Origin of the sequence: Kitasatospora sp. NPDC092039 (assembly GCF_044756065.1) — a bacterium.
Taxonomy (GTDB): domain Bacteria; phylum Actinomycetota; class Actinomycetes; order Streptomycetales; family Streptomycetaceae; genus Kitasatospora.
The window spans coordinates 155740-174234 of sequence record NZ_JBIVSD010000008.1 but is presented as its reverse complement, the minus strand read 5'-3'; the positions used below and the strand labels follow the sequence as shown (position 1 = coordinate 174234).

The 18495-nt window shown below is 73.5% G+C and carries 15 protein-coding genes; 6 read left to right on the top strand and 9 right to left on the bottom strand.

Features of this window, described 5'->3' with window-relative positions; all coding sequences use genetic code 11:
• Window positions 1–46: 46 nt before the first annotated feature.
• From ACIQI7_RS18130 to ACIQI7_RS18105, 6 genes are read right to left on the bottom strand one after another with little or no spacing between them, the layout of a single operon-like run.
• A complete protein-coding gene (locus ACIQI7_RS18130) occupies window positions 47–1030 on the bottom strand; it encodes an ABC transporter substrate-binding protein (RefSeq protein ID WP_401110801.1) in 984 nt (327 codons plus the stop codon).
• A gap of 43 nt (window positions 1031–1073) precedes the next feature.
• Window positions 1074–1826, bottom strand: a complete 753-nt coding sequence (locus ACIQI7_RS18125; RefSeq protein WP_401111057.1) for an amino acid ABC transporter ATP-binding protein — start codon at window positions 1824–1826, stop codon at window positions 1074–1076.
• A 53-nt stretch (window positions 1827–1879) separates the two neighbouring features.
• Window positions 1880–2905: an amino acid ABC transporter permease gene (locus tag ACIQI7_RS18120; protein WP_401110798.1), complete on the bottom strand. Its 1026-nt coding sequence runs from the start codon at window positions 2903–2905 to the stop codon at window positions 1880–1882.
• A 25-nt stretch (window positions 2906–2930) separates the two neighbouring features.
• Window positions 2931–3875: an ABC transporter substrate-binding protein gene (locus tag ACIQI7_RS18115; RefSeq protein WP_401110796.1), complete on the bottom strand. Its 945-nt coding sequence runs from the start codon at window positions 3873–3875 to the stop codon at window positions 2931–2933.
• Window positions 3876–3885: 10 nt separating this feature from the next.
• Window positions 3886–4482 carry a GNAT family N-acetyltransferase gene (locus tag ACIQI7_RS18110; protein ID WP_401110794.1) on the bottom strand — a complete coding sequence of 199 codons (597 nt, stop codon included), beginning with the start codon at window positions 4480–4482 and terminating at the stop codon, window positions 3886–3888.
• Window positions 4479–5639: an LLM class flavin-dependent oxidoreductase gene (locus ACIQI7_RS18105; protein WP_401110791.1), complete on the bottom strand. Its 1161-nt coding sequence runs from the start codon at window positions 5637–5639 to the stop codon at window positions 4479–4481. The genes ACIQI7_RS18110 and ACIQI7_RS18105 overlap by 4 nt, the downstream gene beginning before the upstream one ends.
• 603 nt (window positions 5640–6242) lie before the next feature.
• On the opposite strand from ACIQI7_RS18105, the gene ACIQI7_RS18100 reads away from it, so the two are divergent.
• The 3 genes from ACIQI7_RS18100 (at window position 6243) to ACIQI7_RS18090 (ending at window position 11559) form a co-directional block, all read left to right on the top strand.
• Window positions 6243–7196 (top strand): amino acid ABC transporter permease, encoded by a 954-nt coding sequence (locus ACIQI7_RS18100; protein WP_401110788.1) that lies wholly within the window; start codon window positions 6243–6245, stop codon window positions 7194–7196.
• The gene (locus ACIQI7_RS18095; RefSeq protein ID WP_401110785.1) at window positions 7193–9121 is read left to right on the top strand and encodes an FAD/NAD(P)-binding protein; all 1929 of its coding nucleotides are present in this window, start codon (window positions 7193–7195) and stop codon (window positions 9119–9121) included. Before ACIQI7_RS18100 ends, ACIQI7_RS18095 begins: the two co-directional genes overlap by 4 nt.
• 158 nt (window positions 9122–9279) lie before the next feature.
• On the top strand, window positions 9280–11559 hold the full coding sequence (locus ACIQI7_RS18090) for an FdhF/YdeP family oxidoreductase (protein WP_401110782.1): 2280 nt from the start codon (window positions 9280–9282) through the stop codon (window positions 11557–11559).
• An 85-nt stretch (window positions 11560–11644) separates the two neighbouring features.
• On the opposite strand, the gene ACIQI7_RS18085 is transcribed toward ACIQI7_RS18090, so the two are convergent.
• Window positions 11645–13219, bottom strand: coding sequence for an NlpC/P60 family protein (locus ACIQI7_RS18085; protein ID WP_401110780.1), 1575 nt, complete (start codon window positions 13217–13219; stop codon window positions 11645–11647).
• A gap of 337 nt (window positions 13220–13556) precedes the next feature.
• On the opposite strand from ACIQI7_RS18085, the gene ACIQI7_RS18080 reads away from it, so the two are divergent.
• Together ACIQI7_RS18080 and ACIQI7_RS18075 are read left to right on the top strand one after the other, a co-directional pair.
• On the top strand, window positions 13557–14735 hold the full coding sequence (locus ACIQI7_RS18080) for an anion permease (RefSeq protein ID WP_401110777.1): 1179 nt from the start codon (window positions 13557–13559) through the stop codon (window positions 14733–14735).
• 26 nt (window positions 14736–14761) lie between these two features.
• The gene (locus ACIQI7_RS18075; RefSeq protein ID WP_401110775.1) at window positions 14762–15016 is read left to right on the top strand and encodes a hypothetical protein; all 255 of its coding nucleotides are present in this window, start codon (window positions 14762–14764) and stop codon (window positions 15014–15016) included.
• Window positions 15017–15170: 154 nt separating this feature from the next.
• On the opposite strand, the gene ACIQI7_RS18070 is transcribed toward ACIQI7_RS18075, so the two are convergent.
• A complete protein-coding gene (locus tag ACIQI7_RS18070) occupies window positions 15171–16727 on the bottom strand; it encodes an MDR family MFS transporter (protein ID WP_401110772.1) in 1557 nt (518 codons plus the stop codon).
• A gap of 155 nt (window positions 16728–16882) precedes the next feature.
• Window positions 16883–17332: a MarR family winged helix-turn-helix transcriptional regulator gene (locus tag ACIQI7_RS18065; protein ID WP_387750211.1), complete on the bottom strand. Its 450-nt coding sequence runs from the start codon at window positions 17330–17332 to the stop codon at window positions 16883–16885.
• Window positions 17333–17458: 126 nt separating this feature from the next.
• On the opposite strand from ACIQI7_RS18065, the gene ACIQI7_RS18060 reads away from it, so the two are divergent.
• On the top strand, window positions 17459–18493 hold the full coding sequence (locus tag ACIQI7_RS18060; protein WP_401110769.1) for an ABC transporter permease: 1035 nt from the start codon (window positions 17459–17461) through the stop codon (window positions 18491–18493).
• Window positions 18494–18495 lie beyond the last annotated feature (2 nt).

Sequence of the window (18495 nt, the reverse complement as noted above, 5' to 3'; positions counted from 1 at the left end):
GGGAACGAACAGGTGAACGGGCCCGGCCCGGTGTGCTCCGGCGCCGTCACGGCTTGGGCAGCCCGGGCGGGTTGATCTCGGAGCCGCGCACAGCCTCGCCGTCCAGGCCCCAGCGCTTGAGCACCTGCCCGTACGTGCCGTTCCGGATCACCTCGTCGATCGCCCCGTTCAGCGCCTTGACCAGCCCGTTGTCCTTCCTGGTGGTCGCCGCGATCTTGCCGAGGACGTCCGCGCCGCCGCCCGAGTAGGTGCCGACGACCTCGGTCTCGCCGGTCCGCACGGCGTGGAAGGCCACGCTGGGGTTGGGGCCGGTGTAGACCTCGATCCGGCCGGAAGAGAGCGCCAGGTAGTACTCGGTGCCCTGGAAGTACTTGATGTCGATCGGCTTGAGGCCTTTCCTGACGTTCTCCTCGCTCCAGGAGACCAGCAGCTTCTCCTGGTTGGTGCCGGTGGCGACGCCGACCGACCGGCCCGCGAGGTCCCCGGCGCCGGTGACCCTGAGGCCGCTGCCCTTCCTGGCCTCGAAGCCCAGGACGTCCAGCCGGTAGGTGGCGAAGTCGTACTTCTCCTTGCGCGCCTCGGTGACGGTGATGTTGGAGACGCCCACGTCGTACTTGCCGCTGTCCAGGCCGACGAAGATGTTCTCCCAGGAGACCGGGTGGAACTCGACCCTGAGGCCCAGCACGTCGCCGATCAGTGAGGCGAGGTCCGGTTCGACGCCGATGACGGTCCGGTCGTCGTCGGCGTAGAAGTCCAGCGGCGGGGTGGTGCCGATGGAGTCGACCACGCTCAGCGTCCCCTTCCTCCTGATCTCCTCCGGGACCAGCGCGGCGATCGCGTCGACTTTGGGCGTGGTGACCCGGTTCTGGTTCGGTGACAGGTTCACCACCGTCCCGTCCGGCGCGGTGCTGCCCCCGGCCGGGCCGGGTTCCGCCGCCGCGCCCGTGGCACCGCTGCCGCAGCCGGCCAGGACGAGGGCGGCGGCGAGCGCTCCGGCAGCGGTCAGGACGGCACGACGGGGTAGGGACATGGCGGAACTCCTGCTCGGTGAAGGGGATTCGGAGAGACGGGGGTCAGAGGACCTTGGCCAGGAAGGCCCGGGTGCGCTCGTGCCGCGGCCGGTCCAGGACCTCGGCGGGCGGGCCCTGCTCGACCACCACGCCGCCGTCCATGAAGACCACGGTGTCGGCGACCTCGCGGGCGAAGCCGATCTCGTGGGTGACCACGATCATCGTGGTGCCGCTGCGGGCCAGGTCCTTGATGACGTCCAGCACCTCGCCGACCAGCTCCGGGTCGAGCGCCGAGGTGGGCTCGTCGAACAGCAGCACCTTGGGCTCCAGCGCCAGCGCCCGGGCGATCGCCACCCGCTGCTGCTGCCCGCCGGACAGCTGCCGGGGGTAGGCGGCGGCCTTGTCGGCCAGCCCGACCCGCTCCAGCAGCGCCAGCGCCGCCGCCCTGGCCTCGGCCCTGGGGCGGCGCAGCGCGGCGACCGGCGCCTCGACCAGGTTCTCCATCACGGTGAGGTGCGGGAACAGGTTGAAGTTCTGGAACACGAAGCCGATGCCGGTGCGCTGGCGCAGCACCTCGCGCTCCCTGAGCTCGTACAGCTTGTCGCCGGAGCGCCGGTAGCCGATCAGCTCGCCGTCGATGGCGACGTGGCCGCGGTCCAGCTTCTCCAGGTGGTTGATCGCGCGCAGCAGGGTGGACTTGCCGGAGCCGGACGGGCCGAGCACCACGGTCACCGAGCCGGCCGGGACGTCCAGGTCGACGCCGCGCAGCACCTCCAGCCGGCCGAAGCTCTTGTGCAGGCCGCGGACCCGCACCATCGGGGCGGCCGGGGCCGGACCGGCCGGCGCCGGGTCGGGCTTCGTCAGGGTGGTCACGACTGTCCTCCGGGGGTACGGGCGGCGGCGGGCCGGATACGGGCGGCGGCGGGCCGGGTGCGGTCCGACAGGCTCCGGGCGAAGGCCCGGACGCGCTGCCACGGGGTGGGCGGCGGGGTGCGCTCCGCGCCGCGGGCGAAGTGGCGCTCGACGTAGTACTGGCCGATCGAGAGCAGGGTGGTCAGCAGCACGTACCAGACGGTGGCGACCATCAGCAGCGGCACCACCCGGCCGGTGCGGCCGTAGATCACCTGGGCCTGGTAGAAGAGCTCGCCGATGGCCATCACGTAGACCACCGAGGTGCCCTTGAGCAGCGAGATCACCTCGTTGGCGGCGGCCGGCAGGATGCCCCGCATGGCCTGCGGCAGCACGATCCGCCAGCCCTGGCGCCAGCGCGGGATGCCGAGCGCGGCGGCGGCCTCCCGCTGGCCGGCGTCCACCGCGATGACGCCGCCGCGGATGATCTCGGCGGCGAACGCGGCCTGGTGCAGCCCGAGGCCGAGCACCGCCGCGCCGAGCGCGCCGAGCACCCCGACGGTCTCGACGTCGCCGAAGGTCGGGCCGAACGGGACGCCGATCCCGAACCGCTTGTACAGGTAGGAGAGGTTGAACCAGAACACCAGCTGGACGATCAGCGGGATCGAGCGGAACACCCACACGTAGGCCCAGGCGACGGACCGCAGGACCGCGCTGCGGGACAGCCGCATCGCGGCCACCACGGTGCCCAGCAGGAAGCCCAGGACCGTGCCGTAGACGGTGAGTTGGAGGGTCCGCCCGATTGCCCGGAGGATGGTGTCGGCGGTGAAGTAGAGCCGGAAGGTGGCCCAGTCCCAGCCGGGGTTGGTGGCCAGGCCGTGGGCGAACTGGGCGAGCACGACCAGGGCGGCGATCCCGGCGGCCCAGCGCCAGGGGTGCCGGGCGGGGACGGTCCGCAGGCCGTCCAGGGCGTCGAGGTCGAGGTCTGCGGCGACGGCCGCCGGGCGGCGGGCCGGGGCCGCGGGGGTCTCGGTGGTGACGGTCATCGGGTCTCCTCGGAGGGGCCGGCGCTCAGCCGTGCTCGGGCGGGCTGATCTGCGACTCCTTGATCGCCGACTCGGCGACCCCCCACTTGCGCAGGATCCGCTCGTACGTCCCGTCCTTGATCAGCTGGTTGACCGCCGCCTGGAGGGCCGGGGCGAGCTCGGAGCCCTTCTTCAGGGCGAAGCCGACGTCGAGGCGGTGGAACTCGCCGAGGAAGCGGGTGCCGGAGGCCTCCTGCGCGGCCTGGTGGCGCAGGCCGTTGATGGTGGACATCTCGACGTCCACCCGGCCCTGCTGGAGGCTGGTCAGCAGGGCGCCGCTCTCGCTGAACGCCTTGACCTCGTACGGCTTGCGCCCGGCGTCGGAGCAGGCGTTCCGCCGGCTGTTGAGGGTGGTCTCGAAGGTGGTGCCGGCGCCGGTGCCGATGGTCAGTCCGCACAGCTGGAGCAGGTCGGTGACCGGCTGGATCGCGGTGTTGTCCTTCTTCACGGCGAAGCCCTGGCCGTCGTCGATGTAGGTGACGAAGTCGATGGTCTTCAGCCGGGCCGTGGTGACCCCGAAGTTGCCGGTGCCGACGTCGTACTTCCCGCTGTCCAGAGCGGGCAGGATGGTCTCGAAGGCGGCCTCCTCGCGCTGCACGGTGAGGCCCAGCAGCCTGGCGACCGCGTCGGTGAAGTCCACGTCGATCCCGGCCGGCTTCCCGCCCGCCTGGTCGGCGTGGAACGCGGTGGGCGGCGAGCCGACGGCCGAGCCGAACTTCAGCGTGCCGGCCCTGCGGACGTCCTCGGGCAGCAGTGCGGCGGCGGCCTCCGAGCGGGTGAGGCCGGAGACGACGTCCTCGGTGGCGGTGGCGGCCGGACCGGCCGGCCCCGCCGCACCCGCGATCTTCGGGTCCGAGCCGCAGGCGGCCAGGGCCAGGACCGGCAGCAGGGCGGCGGTCGCGAGCAGGCGGCGGGCGGTGCTGGTTCTCACGGGGAGCCTTTCAGGAGGTCGGGGCCGGAACGGACGACTGCCGTCCGCCGGCGGCCGGTCGCTTCGCGGGGTGGCGCTCCGCGGGCACGGGCGGCCGCTGCCCGGACACGGGCAAGCGCTTCTCGGACACGGGCAGCCGCTTCTCGAACGGGAGCGGGCCGATGGTCAGGGGATCGGCCGAGACGTCGAACAGCGGGGTGTAGCCGGACGCCAGGTAGAGGCCCCTGGCCTCGGGCTGGCGCGGGCCGGTGGTGAGGTACAACCGGGTGTAGCCGGCCGCGCCCGCCGTCCGCTCCAGCTCGGCCAGCACCCGGCGGGCCAGGCCGCGGCGGCGGTGGGCGGAGTGGGTCCACATCCGCTTCACCTCGGCGGTGTGCCCGTCGTAGCGCTTGTACGCGCCGCCGGCCACCGGTTCGCCGTCCTCCAGCAGGAGCAGCAGCACTCCGTGCGGCTCGGCGAAGGCCTCGGCCGGGTAGCGGGTCATCTCCTGGCGGCCCTCGGGGCCGTACCGGGTGACGTACTCGTGGGTGAGTTCGCGCAGCAGCGGTTCGACCAGCGGATCGTCGGCGGCCACCGTGCGGAACCCGGACCGGGCGGCCGCGCTCACGCCTGCGCCGCGATCAGCTGGTGGCGGTCGCGCTCGGCCCGCTCGGCCCGGGCGGCCGCGGCGGCGTCCCGCTTGGCGACCTCCTCGCGGACGATCGGGATGACGTACCGGCCGAAGTCGATCGCGTCGTCCAGCAGGTGGTAGCCGCGCGCGGAGAGGATGTCCACGCCGAGGTCGTAGTAGTCGAGCAGCGCCTGGGCGACCGTCTCCGGGGTGCCGACCAGCGCGTTGGAGTTGCCCGCCCCGCCGGTGGCCGCGGCGGTCGGGGTCCACAGCGCGCGGTCGTAGCGCTCGCCGGCCTCGGCGATCTCGATCAGCCGCCGGGAGCCGGCGTTCTCGGGCGCCGCGGTCTGCGGCGCGGCCCCGGGCGCGGCTCCCGGCCGGCCGGCGCCCCGGCGGGCCCGGATCGCGGCCACCGTCCGGTGCGCCTTCTCCCAGGCCAGTTCCTCGGTCGGCGCGATGATCGGCCGGAACGCCACCTGGATCCGCGGCACGTCGGTGCGCCCGGCGGCCCGGGCCGCCTCCTTCACCCGCTCGATCTGCTCGGCGGTGCGGGCCAGCGGCTCGCCCCACAGGCAGTAGATGTCGGCCTCGGCGCCGCCGGCCGCGTACGCCGCCTCCGAGGAGCCGCCGAAGGACACCGCCGGACGCGGCTGCTGGACCGGGAAGACGTCCGAGACGAAGTCGTTGAAGCGGTAGTACGGGCCCTCGTGGTCGAAGGGCTCCCGGCTCGTCCAGGCCTTCTTGACGATGCCGATGTACTCGCGGGTGCGCTCGTAGCGCTGGTCCTTGGTCAGGAAGTCGCCCTCGCGCTGCTGCTCGTGGTCGTTGCCGCCGGTGATGAAGTGCACGGTCAGCCGGCCGTCGCTGATCCGGTCGAGGGTCGCGAAGGTCTTCGCCGCGAAGGTCGGGTACGAGACGTTGGGCCGGTGCGCAAGCAGGATCCGCAGCCGGTCCAGGTGGGAGGCGAGGAAGGCCGCCGCGGCCGCCGGCTCCGGGGCGCCGGCCGCGTACGCGAAGAGCACCCGGTCCCAGCCGTGGTCCTCGTGCGCCCGGGCCAGCCGCAGGGTGTAGTCGCGGTCGAAGGCGGCGGTGGTGCGGGCGGTGGTCTCCGAACCGTCGCCGGTGGCGGCGATGCCGAGGAATTCGACGGGCATGGCGGAACCTTTCGGGTGGGCGGAAGTCCGACGGGCCGCGGGCGGGCAGCCCGGAGGCGGCCGCGGCGGGGCGGCCGTCGAGCGGGGTGAGGGCGCGGGGAGTGCGGGAGGGGACTGCCGGAGCGCAGTGCGAGGTCATCGGCGGCAGCGGACGCCCGGCGTGCCGTCGGACGTCGACGGACGGGACCGGGCCGCGACGGGGCGAACCGAGGGAGGCTCCCCGCGGGGAGATCAGGCCGGACGGGCGGCCCGCTGCCGGGTCAGCCGCGACACGCCGCGGACCACACCCGACCGAAGTCGATGTGGTCACGGCTGACCAGGGGCTGCTCGGCGTACATGGCCTCAAGTTGAGCAGTCGGCCGATCGGTACGTCAACCATCCATCATTGCCGCACTGTTGCGATCTCCTGTCGCTTCTCCGACGGCCGCCGGAGGACCGCTCCGGCCCTCCCGGTCGCCCTTGACAGCCGTCGATCGCGCATGCGTACGATCGACGCGGAGTGCAGTGCCTGCGCCGGCCGTGTTGAGGGACACGGGCCGCGCCCCGCGTACGTGACCACCGCCGTACCCCTCCCCGCCCGCACTCCGCCCAGGAGCCGCCGCCATGGCCACCCCGCAGGACGTCCTGCCCGCCCCCTCCGCACTCGACCGGCCCGCCGCGCCACCCGCTCCCGAGGCCCGGATCGTCGCCCGCCGCAAGCCCGGCCAGTGGGCGGCCGCCGCCGTCGCCCTGCTGCTGGCCGCGATGGCGGTCAACTCGGTGGTCCGCAACAGGGCCTTCCAGTGGAGCGTCGTCGCCGACTGGTTCACCGCCCGGTCCGTGCTCGAAGGGCTCACCCTGACCCTCTGGCTGACCGCCGTCACCCTCGCCCTCGGCTTCCTGTTCGGCACCCTCCTCGCCACCATGCGACTGTCCGCCAACCCGGTGCTGCGCACCCTCAGCTGGGCCTACGTCTGGGTGTTCCGCTCCACCCCGCCGCTGGTGCAGCTGCTGTTCTTCTTCAACATCGGCGCGCTCTACCCGACCCTCGGCCTGGGCATCCCGTTCGGCCCCGAGTTCGTCACGGTCAGGACCGTCAACCTGATGGGCCCCACCCTGACCGCCGTCGTCGGCCTCACCCTGCTGGAGACCGCGTACGCCGCCGAGGTGATCCGCGGCGGCATCCTCTCCGTGGACCGCGGCCAGCTGGAGGCGGCGTCCGCGCTCGGGCTCGGCCGGTGGCGGGTGCTGCGCCGGATCGTGGTGCCGCAGGCGATGCGGGCGATCGTGCCGACCGCCGGGAACATGCTGATCGGCGCGCTCAAGGGCACCAGCATCGTCAGCGTGCTGGCCGTCTCCGACCTGCTCTACTCGGTGCAGCTGGTCTACCTCCAGTCGTACCAGGTCATCCCGATGCTGATGGTCGCCACCCTCTGGTACCTGGTGGTCACCACCCTGCTCTCCATCGGCCAGTACTACGTGGAGCGGCACTTCGCCCGGGGCGCCACCCGCGACGGCCTGCCGCCCACCCCGCTGCAACGGGCCCGCGCGGCCTTCGCCAGGGTGGTACGGGCATGACGCGCCTGGTCATCGTCGGCGCCGGCCCGCGCGGCACCGGACTGCTGGAGCGGATCGCCGCCAACGCCACCGAACTCCTGCCCGCCGACCGGCCGTTGGCGGTCCACCTGGTCGACCCGTACCCGCCGGGCGCGGGCCGGATCTGGCGGCACGACCAGTCCCCGCTGCTGCGGATGAACTCGATGGCCGAGGACGTCACCATGTTCACCGACGAGCGCTCCACCCTCGAAGGGCCGGTCCGCCCCGGCCCCTCGCTCGCCGAATGGGCGCCGCGGCAGGAGGAGTTCGCGCCGTACCGGGAGGTCGCCGACCCGGCCGTCCGGGCCGAGCTGCGCACCCTCGCACCCACCGACTTCCCCACCCGCCGGGCCCAGAGCGCCTACCTGGACTGGGTGTTCCGCCGCGCCGTCGCCGAACTGCCCCCGCACGTCTCGGTCACCGTCCACCGCGACACCGTCCGGCGGATCGAGGGCCCGGCCGACGGCCCGCAGACCGTCCACCTCACCGGCCGGACGCTCACCGCCGACCACGTGGTGCTCGCCCTCGGCCACCTCGACTCCGCCCCGCACCCGCGCTTCGCCGCCGACGCCGACTTCGCCGCCCGGCACGGCCGCTTCCACCTGCCGCCCGCCTACTCCGCCGACGTGGCGGCGGAGTTGGCGAGGCCGGCCCCCGGCGAGCCGGTGCTGCTGCGCGGCCTCGGCCTCGCCGCGGTGGACCTGGTCGCGCTGCTCACCGAGGGCCGCGGCGGCCGCTTCGAGCCCACCGGCGACGGGCCCGCGCTGCGGTACCTCCCGTCCGGCCGCGAGCCGGTGCTGCACCTCGGCTCCCGGCGCGGCGTCCCGTACCACTCCAAGACCGGCTACCGCCTCCAGGGGCCGCCCGCGCCGCTCCCCCGGTACTTCGACCAGGCCGCCGTGGACGCCGTGCTCGCCACCCCCGGTCCGCTCGAACTGCGGCGCGACTTCTGGCCGTTGATGGCCAAGGAAGTCGGCTTCGGGCACTACCACGAGCTGTTCCACGCCCACCCCGAGCGCACCGCCCTGCCGTGGCCGGAGTTCCTCGCCCGCTACGACCGGCACGGCTGGTACAGCCCCGGCCTCGCCGCCCTGGTCGCCGAGGCCGTCCCCGACCCGGCCGACCGGCTCGACTTCGAACGGCTCGACCGCCCGCTGGCCGGGCTCGAACTCGGCACCGACGAGGAGCTCCAGGCGCACCTGCGCGCATACGTCGCCGCCGACGCCGACCGCCGCGCCGACCCCGCGCACAGCGCCGACCTCGGCGCCTTCCTCGCCCTGCTCTCGCTGTTCGGCCAGCTCCCCCGGGTGATGTCGAGCGGCCGGCTCACCGCCCGTTCGACCGCCGAGGAGGTGGACGGGTGGTTCTTCGGCTACTTCGGCTTCCTCGCCTCCGGCCCGCCCGGCTTCCGGCTGCGCCAGCTGCTCGCCCTCTCCGAGGCCGGGGTGGTGCGCTTCCTCGGCGCGGACGTACGGATCGAACGGGACGAGGCGAGCGGCACCTGGCGGGCCTCCGGCGCCACCGTGCCCGGCCACCGCGTCACCGCGACGGCGCTGATCGAGGCGTACCAGCCGGCGCACGCGCTGGCCCGCACCCTGGACCCGGTGCTGCGGGAGCTGCACCGCACCGGACGGGTCGTCGAGGAGGTGGTCACCGACCCGGACTACACCCACCGCTCCGGCCTGGTCACCATCGCCCCCGCCGACGGCCGGCTGCTCGACCCGGCCCTCGGCGGCGCCCCGCACCCGCGCCGCACCGCCCTCGGCCCGCACACCAGCCTGCGCGCGGCCGCCGCCTTCGCCCGTCCGCGCACCGACGCCCCGGGCTTCCGGCAGAACGACGCCGCCGCCCGCGCCCTGCTCCGGGCGCTGGCCGCGCTCCCGGCCGTCCCGGCGCTCGCCGCGTGAGCGCCGGAGGGGCCGGGACCGCCAAGGCCGCCGCGGAGCCGGCCTCCCCGTCGTCCGCGGTACGGCCCTCCCCCCGTCACGGAGCAGGTGGAAGGATGGGCGGGTGGGCCCCGCGACGGTGCGGCGGCCCGGACCAGCAGAGCCCGAGGAGAGCGGTCATGGCCAAGCAGGCCCCGCAGAGCGACCCGGCCCAGGACGCCCCCGAGGTGTCCGCGCCCCAGCACGCGGCCGCCGGGCTGCCCGCCGTCGGCCACAGCCTGCGGATGGCCGCCGAGCAGATGGGCGCCCGCCGCACCCTGGCCACGCTGCTCAAGGTCAACCAGCAGAACGGCTTCGACTGCCCGGGCTGCGCCTGGCCCGAGCCGGACAGGCCGCACACCGCGGAGTTCTGCGAGAACGGCGCCAAGGCCGTCGCGGAGGAGGCCACCGAGCGCCGCGTCCGCGCCGAGTTCTTCGCCGCCCACCCGGTCGCCGACCTGGCCGGACGCTCCGGCTACTGGCTGGGCCAGCAGGGCCGGCTCACCCAGCCGATGCTGCTCGACGAGGGCGCCACCCACTACACGCCGGTCTCCTGGGACGACGCCTTCGCGCTGATCGCCGAGGAGCTGAAGGCCCTGGACACCCCGGACGGCGCCGCCTTCTACACCTCCGGCCGGACCAGCAACGAGGCCGCCTTCGCGTACCAGCTGTTCGCCCGCCGGCTCGGCACCAACAACCTGCCGGACTGCTCCAACATGTGCCACGAGTCCTCCGGCTCGGCGCTCACCGAGACGCTCGGCGTCGGCAAGGGCAGCGTCAGCCTGAAGGACCTCTACCAGGCCGACCTGATCATCGTGGCGGGCCAGAACCCGGGCACCAACCACCCCCGGATGCTCTCCGCGCTGGAGCGGGCCAAGCGGGCCGGCGCCACCATCGTGAGCGTCAACCCGCTGCCGGAGGCGGGCCTGGAGCGGTTCAAGAACCCCCAGCACGCCCGCGGCCTGGTCGGCCACGGCACCAAGCTGACCGACCTCTTCCTGCAGATCCGGCTCGGCGGCGACCTCGCGCTGTTCCGCGCGCTGAACCGGATCGTCCTGGAGCGGGACGGCGTCGACCGCGAGTTCGTCGCCGAACACTGCCACGGCTTCGAGGAGTTCGAGGCCCAGGCGCGCGCGACCGACCGCGACGAGGTGCTCGCCGCGACCGGCCTGCCCTGGGAGCAGATCGAGGAGCTCGGCCGGCTGGTGCTGGCCTCCAGGAAGATCATCGTCTGCTGGGCGATGGGCCTCACCCAGCACAAGCACGCCGTGCCGACCATCCGCGAGGTGGTCAACTTCCTGCTGCTGCGCGGCAACGTCGGCCGCCCCGGCGCCGGCGTCTGCCCGGTGCGCGGGCACAGCAACGTCCAGGGCGACCGGACGATGGGCATCTTCGAGCGCCCCACCGCCGCCTTCCTGGACGCGCTGGGCAAGGAGTTCGGCTTCGAGCCGCCGCGCGAGCACGGCCTCGACTCGGTGGACACCATCCGCGCGATGCGCGACGGCAGGATCGGGGTGTTCTTCGCGATGGGCGGCAACTTCGTCGCCGCCACCCCGGACACCGAGGTGACCGAGGCCGCGATGCGCCGCTGCCGGCTGACCGTCCACGTCTCCACCAAGCTCAACCGCTCGCACGTGGTCACCGGCGCCCGCGCCCTGATCCTGCCGACGCTGGGCCGCACCGACCGGGACGTCACCGCGCGCGGCGCCCAGTTCGTCAGCGTCGAGGACTCGATGGGCCAGGTGCACGCCTCGCGCGGCGGCCTGCGCCCGCCCGCGCCCGGCCTGCTCTCCGAGACCGCGATCGTCTGCCGGCTCGCCCGCAGCGTGCTCGGGCCGCAGGACACCGTGCCGTGGGAGGACTTCGCCACCGACTACGACACCCTGCGGGACCGGATCGCCCGGGTCGTCCCGGGCTTCGAGGACTACAACGAGAAGGTCCGCCGCCCCGGCGGCTTCACCCTGCCGCACGGCCCCCGGGACACCCGCACCTTCCCGACCGCGACCGGCCGGGCCAACTTCACCGTCAACCCGCTGACCGCCCCGGACGTCCCGCCGGGCCGGCTGCTGCTCCAGACCCTGCGCTCGCACGACCAGTACAACACCACCGTCTACGGCCTCGACGACCGCTACCGGGGCATCAAGGGCGGGCGCCGGGTGGTCCTGGTCAACCCCGCGGACGCCGACGAGCTCGGGCTCGCCGACGGCCGGTACGTCGACCTGGTCAGCGAGTGGAGCGACGGCGTGGAGCGCCGCGCCCCGCACTTCCGGGTCGTCCACTACCCCGTCGCCCGCGGCGGCGCGGCGGCCTACTACCCGGAGACCAACGTCCTGGTGCCGCTGGACTCCACCGCCGACATCAGCAACACCCCCACCTCCAAGGCCGTCGTGATCCGCTTCGCCCCCGACAGCGGCGAATAGCCGACCGGCCGCCCCCGGGCAGTACGGAGGCCGCCCCGCGTCACCGGACGCCGGGCGGCCTCCTCCCGTTCTCCGCGGGGCCCGGTCAGTGCGTCGGCGTGCCCAGCGGCAGCGTGGCCGTGGCGCTGCCCGGGGCCGGGGCGCTCGCCGAGCCGGTGCCGCTCGGGCCCTGCGTCGGGGTGCCCGTCCCGGTCGGGGTGGGTGTGCCGGTCCCGCTCGGGGTGCCCGGCGTGCCGGTCGGGGTCGGGGTGCCCGTCCCGGTCGGCGTCCCGGTCGGCGTCCCGGTCGGGGTGGGGTTCGGCGTGCCGCCGGACGGCGTACCGGGGTCGGTCGGCGTGCCCGGGCCGGTCGGCGTGCCGGTCCCCTCCGGGGTGCCCGGCGTCCCGGTCGGGGTGCCCGGCGCGGTCGGCGGCGTCACCGCGCCGCCCGAGGCCGGCGCGGCCGGCACCTGGCCGGCGGGGCTCGGCGCGATCGGCGTGACGGAGTCCCAGCCCGCCGGGAGGTCGGGCACCTTCCAGGTGCCGCCGGCCTCGTCCGCCGCGCCGGACGGGTCCGGCCGGACGGCCCCGAGGATCGGCATCGAGCCGATCGGCGAGATCTTGATGAAGGCGCCGGGCCGCGGCGCCTGCACGATCAGCCCGCCGCCGATGTACATCCCGATGTGCGAGGCGTCCTGGAAGTACACCACCAGGTCGCCGGGCCGCAGCTGGTCGAGCGCCACGTGCGGCAGCTGCGCCCACTGCTCCTGGCTGGTGCGCGGGATCGGCTTGCCGGCGTGCAGCCAGGCCTGGGAGGTGAGGCCCGAGCAGTCGTAGGCGTCCGGGCCGGTGCCGCCCCAGAGGTACGGCTTGCCCACCTGCGCCAGCGCGAAGGTGATGGCCGCGCGCCCCTGCAGGGAGGGCGTGCGCTCCCCCTTGCCGAGCGCTCCGGAGGCGAGGAACGCGAGCTGCGCCTCGTCCGCCTTGGCCTTCTCCAGCTGCTCCAGCTCGGCCCGCTGGGCGCCGGTCAGCGAGGAGACCACCTGCTCGACGGCGGCGAGGTCGGCAGCCGCCTTGGCCTTGGCCGCGTCCTGCTGGGCGACCAGCGCCCGGGAGGTGTTCAGCGCCTCCTCGGTCTGCTTCTTCAGCCCGTCCAGCGCGTCCCGGTCGCTCTTCAGCTTGTCCAGGAACTCCGACTGCGAGCGGCTGGCCGAGGCGAGCAGCTCGGCGATGACGACCGCCTCGTACGGGTCCTTGGAGAGCAGCAGCTCGGCGTAGGCCGAGGCGGCGCCGTTGCGGTACTGCGCGGCGGCGAGCTGCGAGGCGATGTCGGTGCCGGCGTCGACCTGCTTCTGCTGGCGCTCCAGCCGGCCCTGGAGGTCGGTGAGCGAGGTCTGCTGGTCCGCCGCCTTGGCGACGGCGCCGTTGTACTGCTCGGTGGCGGCCTCGGCGCTCTGGTAGAGCGCGTGCAGCTGGTCCAGCAACGGGCCGAGGGTGGCCTTGGCGGCGGCGAGCGGGTCCGCGACGACCTGGCCGGCGCCCGGGTCGGGTGCGGCCCAGGCGGCCTGGGCGCCCGCCGGCAGCGCGAGGGCCGCGGCCGCGAGGACGGCTCCGCAGCGCAGCGCCGCCCGCACCCAGGGCCGTATGCGGGCCGTCTCCGTTCCCTGTACCGCCCCGCCCATGGCTGGTCCTCCCCGCCGCGCACTGCCCCTGTCCCGGCTTCCCGGATCCCGCAGATCCTCCCACGGGTTACTCGCCGGAAACAGGGCGCGGGCGGACCGGGAGGTTAATTCTCGACGGACCTGTGAGACAGCTCTCAGCAAACCGGGCCGAACCGTCATCTTCTTCGCTAATGTCCAGTTCAAAGCGCCCGAAGTCACCCCGATGAAAGACAACGGTCACCGCGAGTAAACCAACGGAACCACGAGTCCCGGCCCAGTTCACCTTCCGTTTACCAAGCGGACCTACGGTCGCGACAGTCATCAACGTCCGTGCGACAACTACGACGATTGTTTGGGTATGGAACACATCTCGTTCCTGGTGGCCGTTGTGATCATCACGGCGCTCGCCTTCGACTTCACCAACGGGTTCCACGACACCGCCAACGCGGCCGCCACCGCGATCGCGACCGGGGCCCTTCGTCCGAAGGTCGCGGTCACCATCGCGGCCCTGCTCAACTTCGCGGGCGCGTTCCTGTCCGTGAAGGTCGCCACCACCATCTCCGGCGGCATCGTCAACGAGAAGGCCGGCGTCCATCCCGAGATCATCTTCGCCGCCCTGGCCGGAGCGATCCTCTGGAACCTGCTGACCTGGCTGCGCGGCCTGCCGTCCAGCTCCTCGCACGCGCTGTACGGCGGCCTGATCGGCGCCACGATCGTCGGCGTCGGCATGAACGGCGTCAACTTCGACACCGTGGTCACCAAGATCCTCATCCCGGCCGTCGCCTCCCCCTTCGTCGCCGGCCTGGCCTCCTGGGGCGCCACCAAGCTGGCTTACGCGATCACCCGCAAGGGCGACGCCGCGACCACCGAGAAGGGCTTCAAGACCGGCCAGGTCTTCTCCTCCTCGCTGATCTCGCTCGCGCACGGCACCAACGACGCCCAGAAGACGATGGGCATCATCACCCTGACCCTGGTCTCGGTCGGCGCCCTGCCGCACGGCGCGCTGCCGCCCACCTGGGTGATCGTCTCCGCAGGCGCCGCGATCGCGCTCGGCACCTACATGGGCGGCTGGCGGATCATCCGCTCGATGGGCAAGGGCCTGGCGGACATCCGCCCGCCGCAGGGCTTCGCCTCCGAGTCGGCCGCCGCCACCGTCATCCTGACGTCCTCGCACATGGGCTTCGGCCTCTCCACCACCCAGGTCTGCTCCGGCGGCATCATGGGCGCCGGCCTCGGCGGCCCGAAGGGCGAGCTGCGCTGGAGCCTGGTCCGCCGCATGGTCTACACCTGGGGCCTGACCCTGCCGGCCGCCGCGGTGGTCTCCGGCGGCGCCGCCCTGCTGGCCGAGCAGGGCAGCTGGGGCGTCGCCCTGGTCGGCGCCCTGCTGGTGGCCGGTGCGGCCGCGATGTGGCTGATCTCCCGCCGCCAGCCGGTCGGCGCGGACAACGTCAACGACGTCGACATCACCCCGGTCGAGGTCGCACCGACCGGGACCGCGAACACCCCCACCCCCGCCTCGACCACGGTCGCGGCCTGAGCACCGCGGGCTGAGGAGCACTCACCATGAACATCAAGTGGAACGCCCTGGCCCAGACCGCCGGGCTCAGCTTCGGCGTCACCGTCGCCGTGGTCGCCGTCTTCGCGCTCGGCATCCTGGCGCTGTCCCGCCGCGAGGCCGCGGTGAGCGCCGCCGCCGAGGGCGGGGCCGCCACCGGCACCTCGGGCGGCGGCAGGCTCGCCCTGGCCGGTGCCTGCGTCTGCTTCGCGCTGTGCGGCGGGGCCGTCCTCTACGGGCTGTCGCTGATCGCCGGCAAGTAGCCGCCGCGCACGCCACACGCACCACACGCGCACCGCGCACCGCGCACCGCGCACCGCGCACCGCGCACCGCGCACACGGCAACGGGCCGGGGAGTGTCGAGACACTCCCCGGCCCGTTCCGCGTATCCCGGCGGCCGCCGGCCTCGCCGTCCGGTCAGCCCTCCTGGGTCGTGGTCTTCAGCGCGGTCTCCCGGATGAAGAGCACGGTGACGAAGGCCAGCGCCGCGAACGGGGCGGCCCACAGGAAGACGGTGCCGACGCCGTGGCCGAAGGCGTCCGTCACCAGCGGCACGATCGGGGCCGGCAGCTTCGACAGGTCCGGGATGCCGCCGCCGGACGCCGCGGGCGACGCCGGGACGTGCGCCGCCGCCAGGTTCTCGGCCAGGTAGTGGCCGACCTTGTTGGTCATCAGCGCGCCGAGCGCGGAGACGCCCATCGCGCCGCCCATGGTGCGGAAGAAGGTGACCACCGAGCTGGCCGCGCCGAGCTCGTGCCGGGGCACCGTGTTCTGCACCGCGAGCACCAGGTTCTGGCTGGTCAGGCCGAGGCCGACGCCGGTGATCGCCATGTAGACGGAGAGCAGCACGTAGTCGGTGTCGGCCCGGGCGGTGCCGAGCAGGCCGAAGCCGACGGCGAGCAGCGCGGTGCCGGAGACCAGGTAGGCCTTCCACTTGCCGTACTTGGTGATCAGCCGGCCGGCCACCGCGGAGGAGACCGCCAGGCCGAGGATCATCGGCAGGGTCATCAGGCCGGCCACGGTCGGGGACTTGGCGCGGGCCAGCTGGAAGTACTGGCTGAGGAAGGTGGTCGCGCCGTACATCCCGACGCCGACCAGCACGCTGGCCAGCGCGGCCAGGGTGACGGTGCGGTACCTGAAGAGGCCCGGCGGGATGATCGGCTCGGCGGCGCGGTGCTCGATCACGACGGCCAGGGCGCCCAGCAGCAGGCCGCCGCCGACCATCGCCGCGGTCTGCCAGGACAGCCAGGCGTAGTCCTTGCCGGCCAGGGTGATCCAGATCATCAGCAGGCTGACCGAGGCGGTGATGACCACCGCGCCCAGGTAGTCGATCTTCGCCCGGCGCTTGACCACCGGCAGCTTGAGGGTGCGCTGCACCACCAGGATCGCGATCAGCGCGAACGGGATGCCGACGTAGAAGCACCAGCGCCAGCCCAGCCAGGGGGTGTCCACGATGACGCCGCCGATCAGCGGTCCGCCGATGGTGGCGAGCGCGAAGACGGCGCCGAAGTAGCCGCTGTACCGGCCGCGCTCGCGCGCCGGGACCATCGCGGCCAGGCAGATCTGGCCGAGCGCCACGACGCCGCCGGCGCCGATGCCCTGGAGCGCGCGGCAGGCGATCAGCTCGCCGGTGTTCTGCGACAGGCCGGCCAGCGCCGAGGTGCCGATGTAGATCACCAGGGCGATCTGGAGCAGCAGCTTCTTGCTGACGAGGTCGGAGAGCTTGCCCCAGATCGGGGTGGAGGCGGTGAGGCTGAGCAGGGCGGCGGTGATCACCCAGGTGTACGCGGACTGGCCGCCGTGCAGGTCGGCCAGGATGTGCGGGAGGGCGTTGGAGACGACGGTCGAGGAGAGCACGGCCACGAAGAGGCCGAGCAGCAGGCCGGAGAGCGCCTCCATCACCTGCCGGTGCGTCATCTGTTGACTGTCGGTCGCGGCGGCGGTTCCGCTCGCGGCCTCGGTGGTCACGGTCATCTGGGTCCTTCGGCGAGGCGTGCGGGATACGCGGATCATGAAAGTTCGTTGCCGTAAGCAACCATAAGACCAGATGGTTGAATTAGGCAACTTTCTTCAAGGGAAAGTAAAGCCCGCCCCCCGCGGACCGCGCCCACCCGCCGACGCCCCCGGGATCACTCGGCCGGCGGCTCCTCCAGCACGTCGTTGAAGCGGTGCAGCAGCTCGGCGAAGCGGGTCACGTCGTCCGGCGACCAGCCGCCCATCACCTCGCGCACCCGCCGCATCCGGGCGTGGTGCGCGCCCAGGTAGCGCCGCCGGCCGTCCTCGGTGAGCGAGACCAGCGCGGCCCGGCGGTCCAGCGGGTCGGTCTCCCGGGCCACCAGGCCCAGCTCCTCCAGCGTCCGGATCTGCCGGCTCACCGTCGCCTTGCCGACCGAGAAGTGCACGCCTACGTCCGTCACCCGCACCGGCCCGGCCTGCTCGATGTAGCCGAGCAGGCTGTACGCCATCCCCTCCAGCCCGGGGTGCACCCGCCGTGAGAGTTCCGCCACTCTGGCCCGGCCCCGCCGGAACATCAGCGCGACCTCGCGCTCCACCGCCACCAGGGCTTCCTCGTCACTCACCGCGCCAGTATCGCGCAGCGACACGCGGCGCGGCCCCTGCCGGAAGGTGCGACAAGCCAACTACTTCATGGTATGAAGTATCGGTTCTGGAAGGACCGTTTTTCCCCGATACGCAAGGAGATGTGGATGCCAGCCCCAGAGCAGGGTTTCCTCGCCGAACTGAAGACCGCGGTCACTCCGCGCGCGGCACTGCTCGTGATCGGCGTGCTGCTGCTCCAGCTCGGTTTCATCGCCTCCTACATCGGTGCGCTGCACAAGCCGGCGCCGCAGAACCTCTCCATCGCGGTGGTCGCCCCGCCGCAGGTCGCCCCCAAGCTGGTCGGCGCGCTGGAGTCGGTGCCGAAGGACGCCGTCAAGGCCGTCACCGCGCCGGACGCCGAGACGGCGACCCGGCAGATCAAGGACCAGAAGATCTACGCGGCGCTGGTCGTGGACCCGGCCGGCACTCAGGACACCCTGCTGGTCGGCGGCGCCCGCGGCCCGTCCGCGGCCAAGGCCGCCGAGACCATCACCACCTCGATCGACCAGGGCCAGGGCCGCACCGTGAAGGTCCAGGACGTGGTGCCGCTCGCCCAGGGCGACACCAACGGCCTGTCCGCGTTCTACCTGGTCATCGGCTGGTGCGTCGGCGGCTACCTGGTCGCCTCCATCCTGGGCATCAGCGCGGGCTCCAAGCCGGCCAACGTCCACCGCCTGCTGATCCGCCTCGGCGTGCTCGCGGTGTACTCGGTCGGCGCCGGCCTGCTCGGCACGCTGATCGCCGGGCCGGTGCTGGACGCGCTGCCGGGCTCGATCGTCGGCCTGAGCGCCGTCGGCGCGCTGGTGGTGTTCTCGGTCGGCGCCTTCACCATGGCGCTCCAGTGCCTGTTCGACGTCATCGGCATCGGCGTCGCGGTGCTGGTCTTCGTCGTGCTCGGCAACCCGAGCGCGGGCGGGGTCTACCCGGCGCCGATGATGCCGCCGTTCTGGCGGGCCATCAGCTCCTGGATCCCGAACGGCGCCGGCACCAGCGCGGCCAAGTCGGTCGCCTACTTCGGCTCCACCAACCTGGGGCTGCCGATCCTGGTCATGGTGGTCTGGGCGCTGATCGGCATCGGTGTCGCCCTGCTGGCCGTCATGCGGCGCTCCGAGAACCGCGAGCCGGTCCCCGTCGAGGCCTGAGG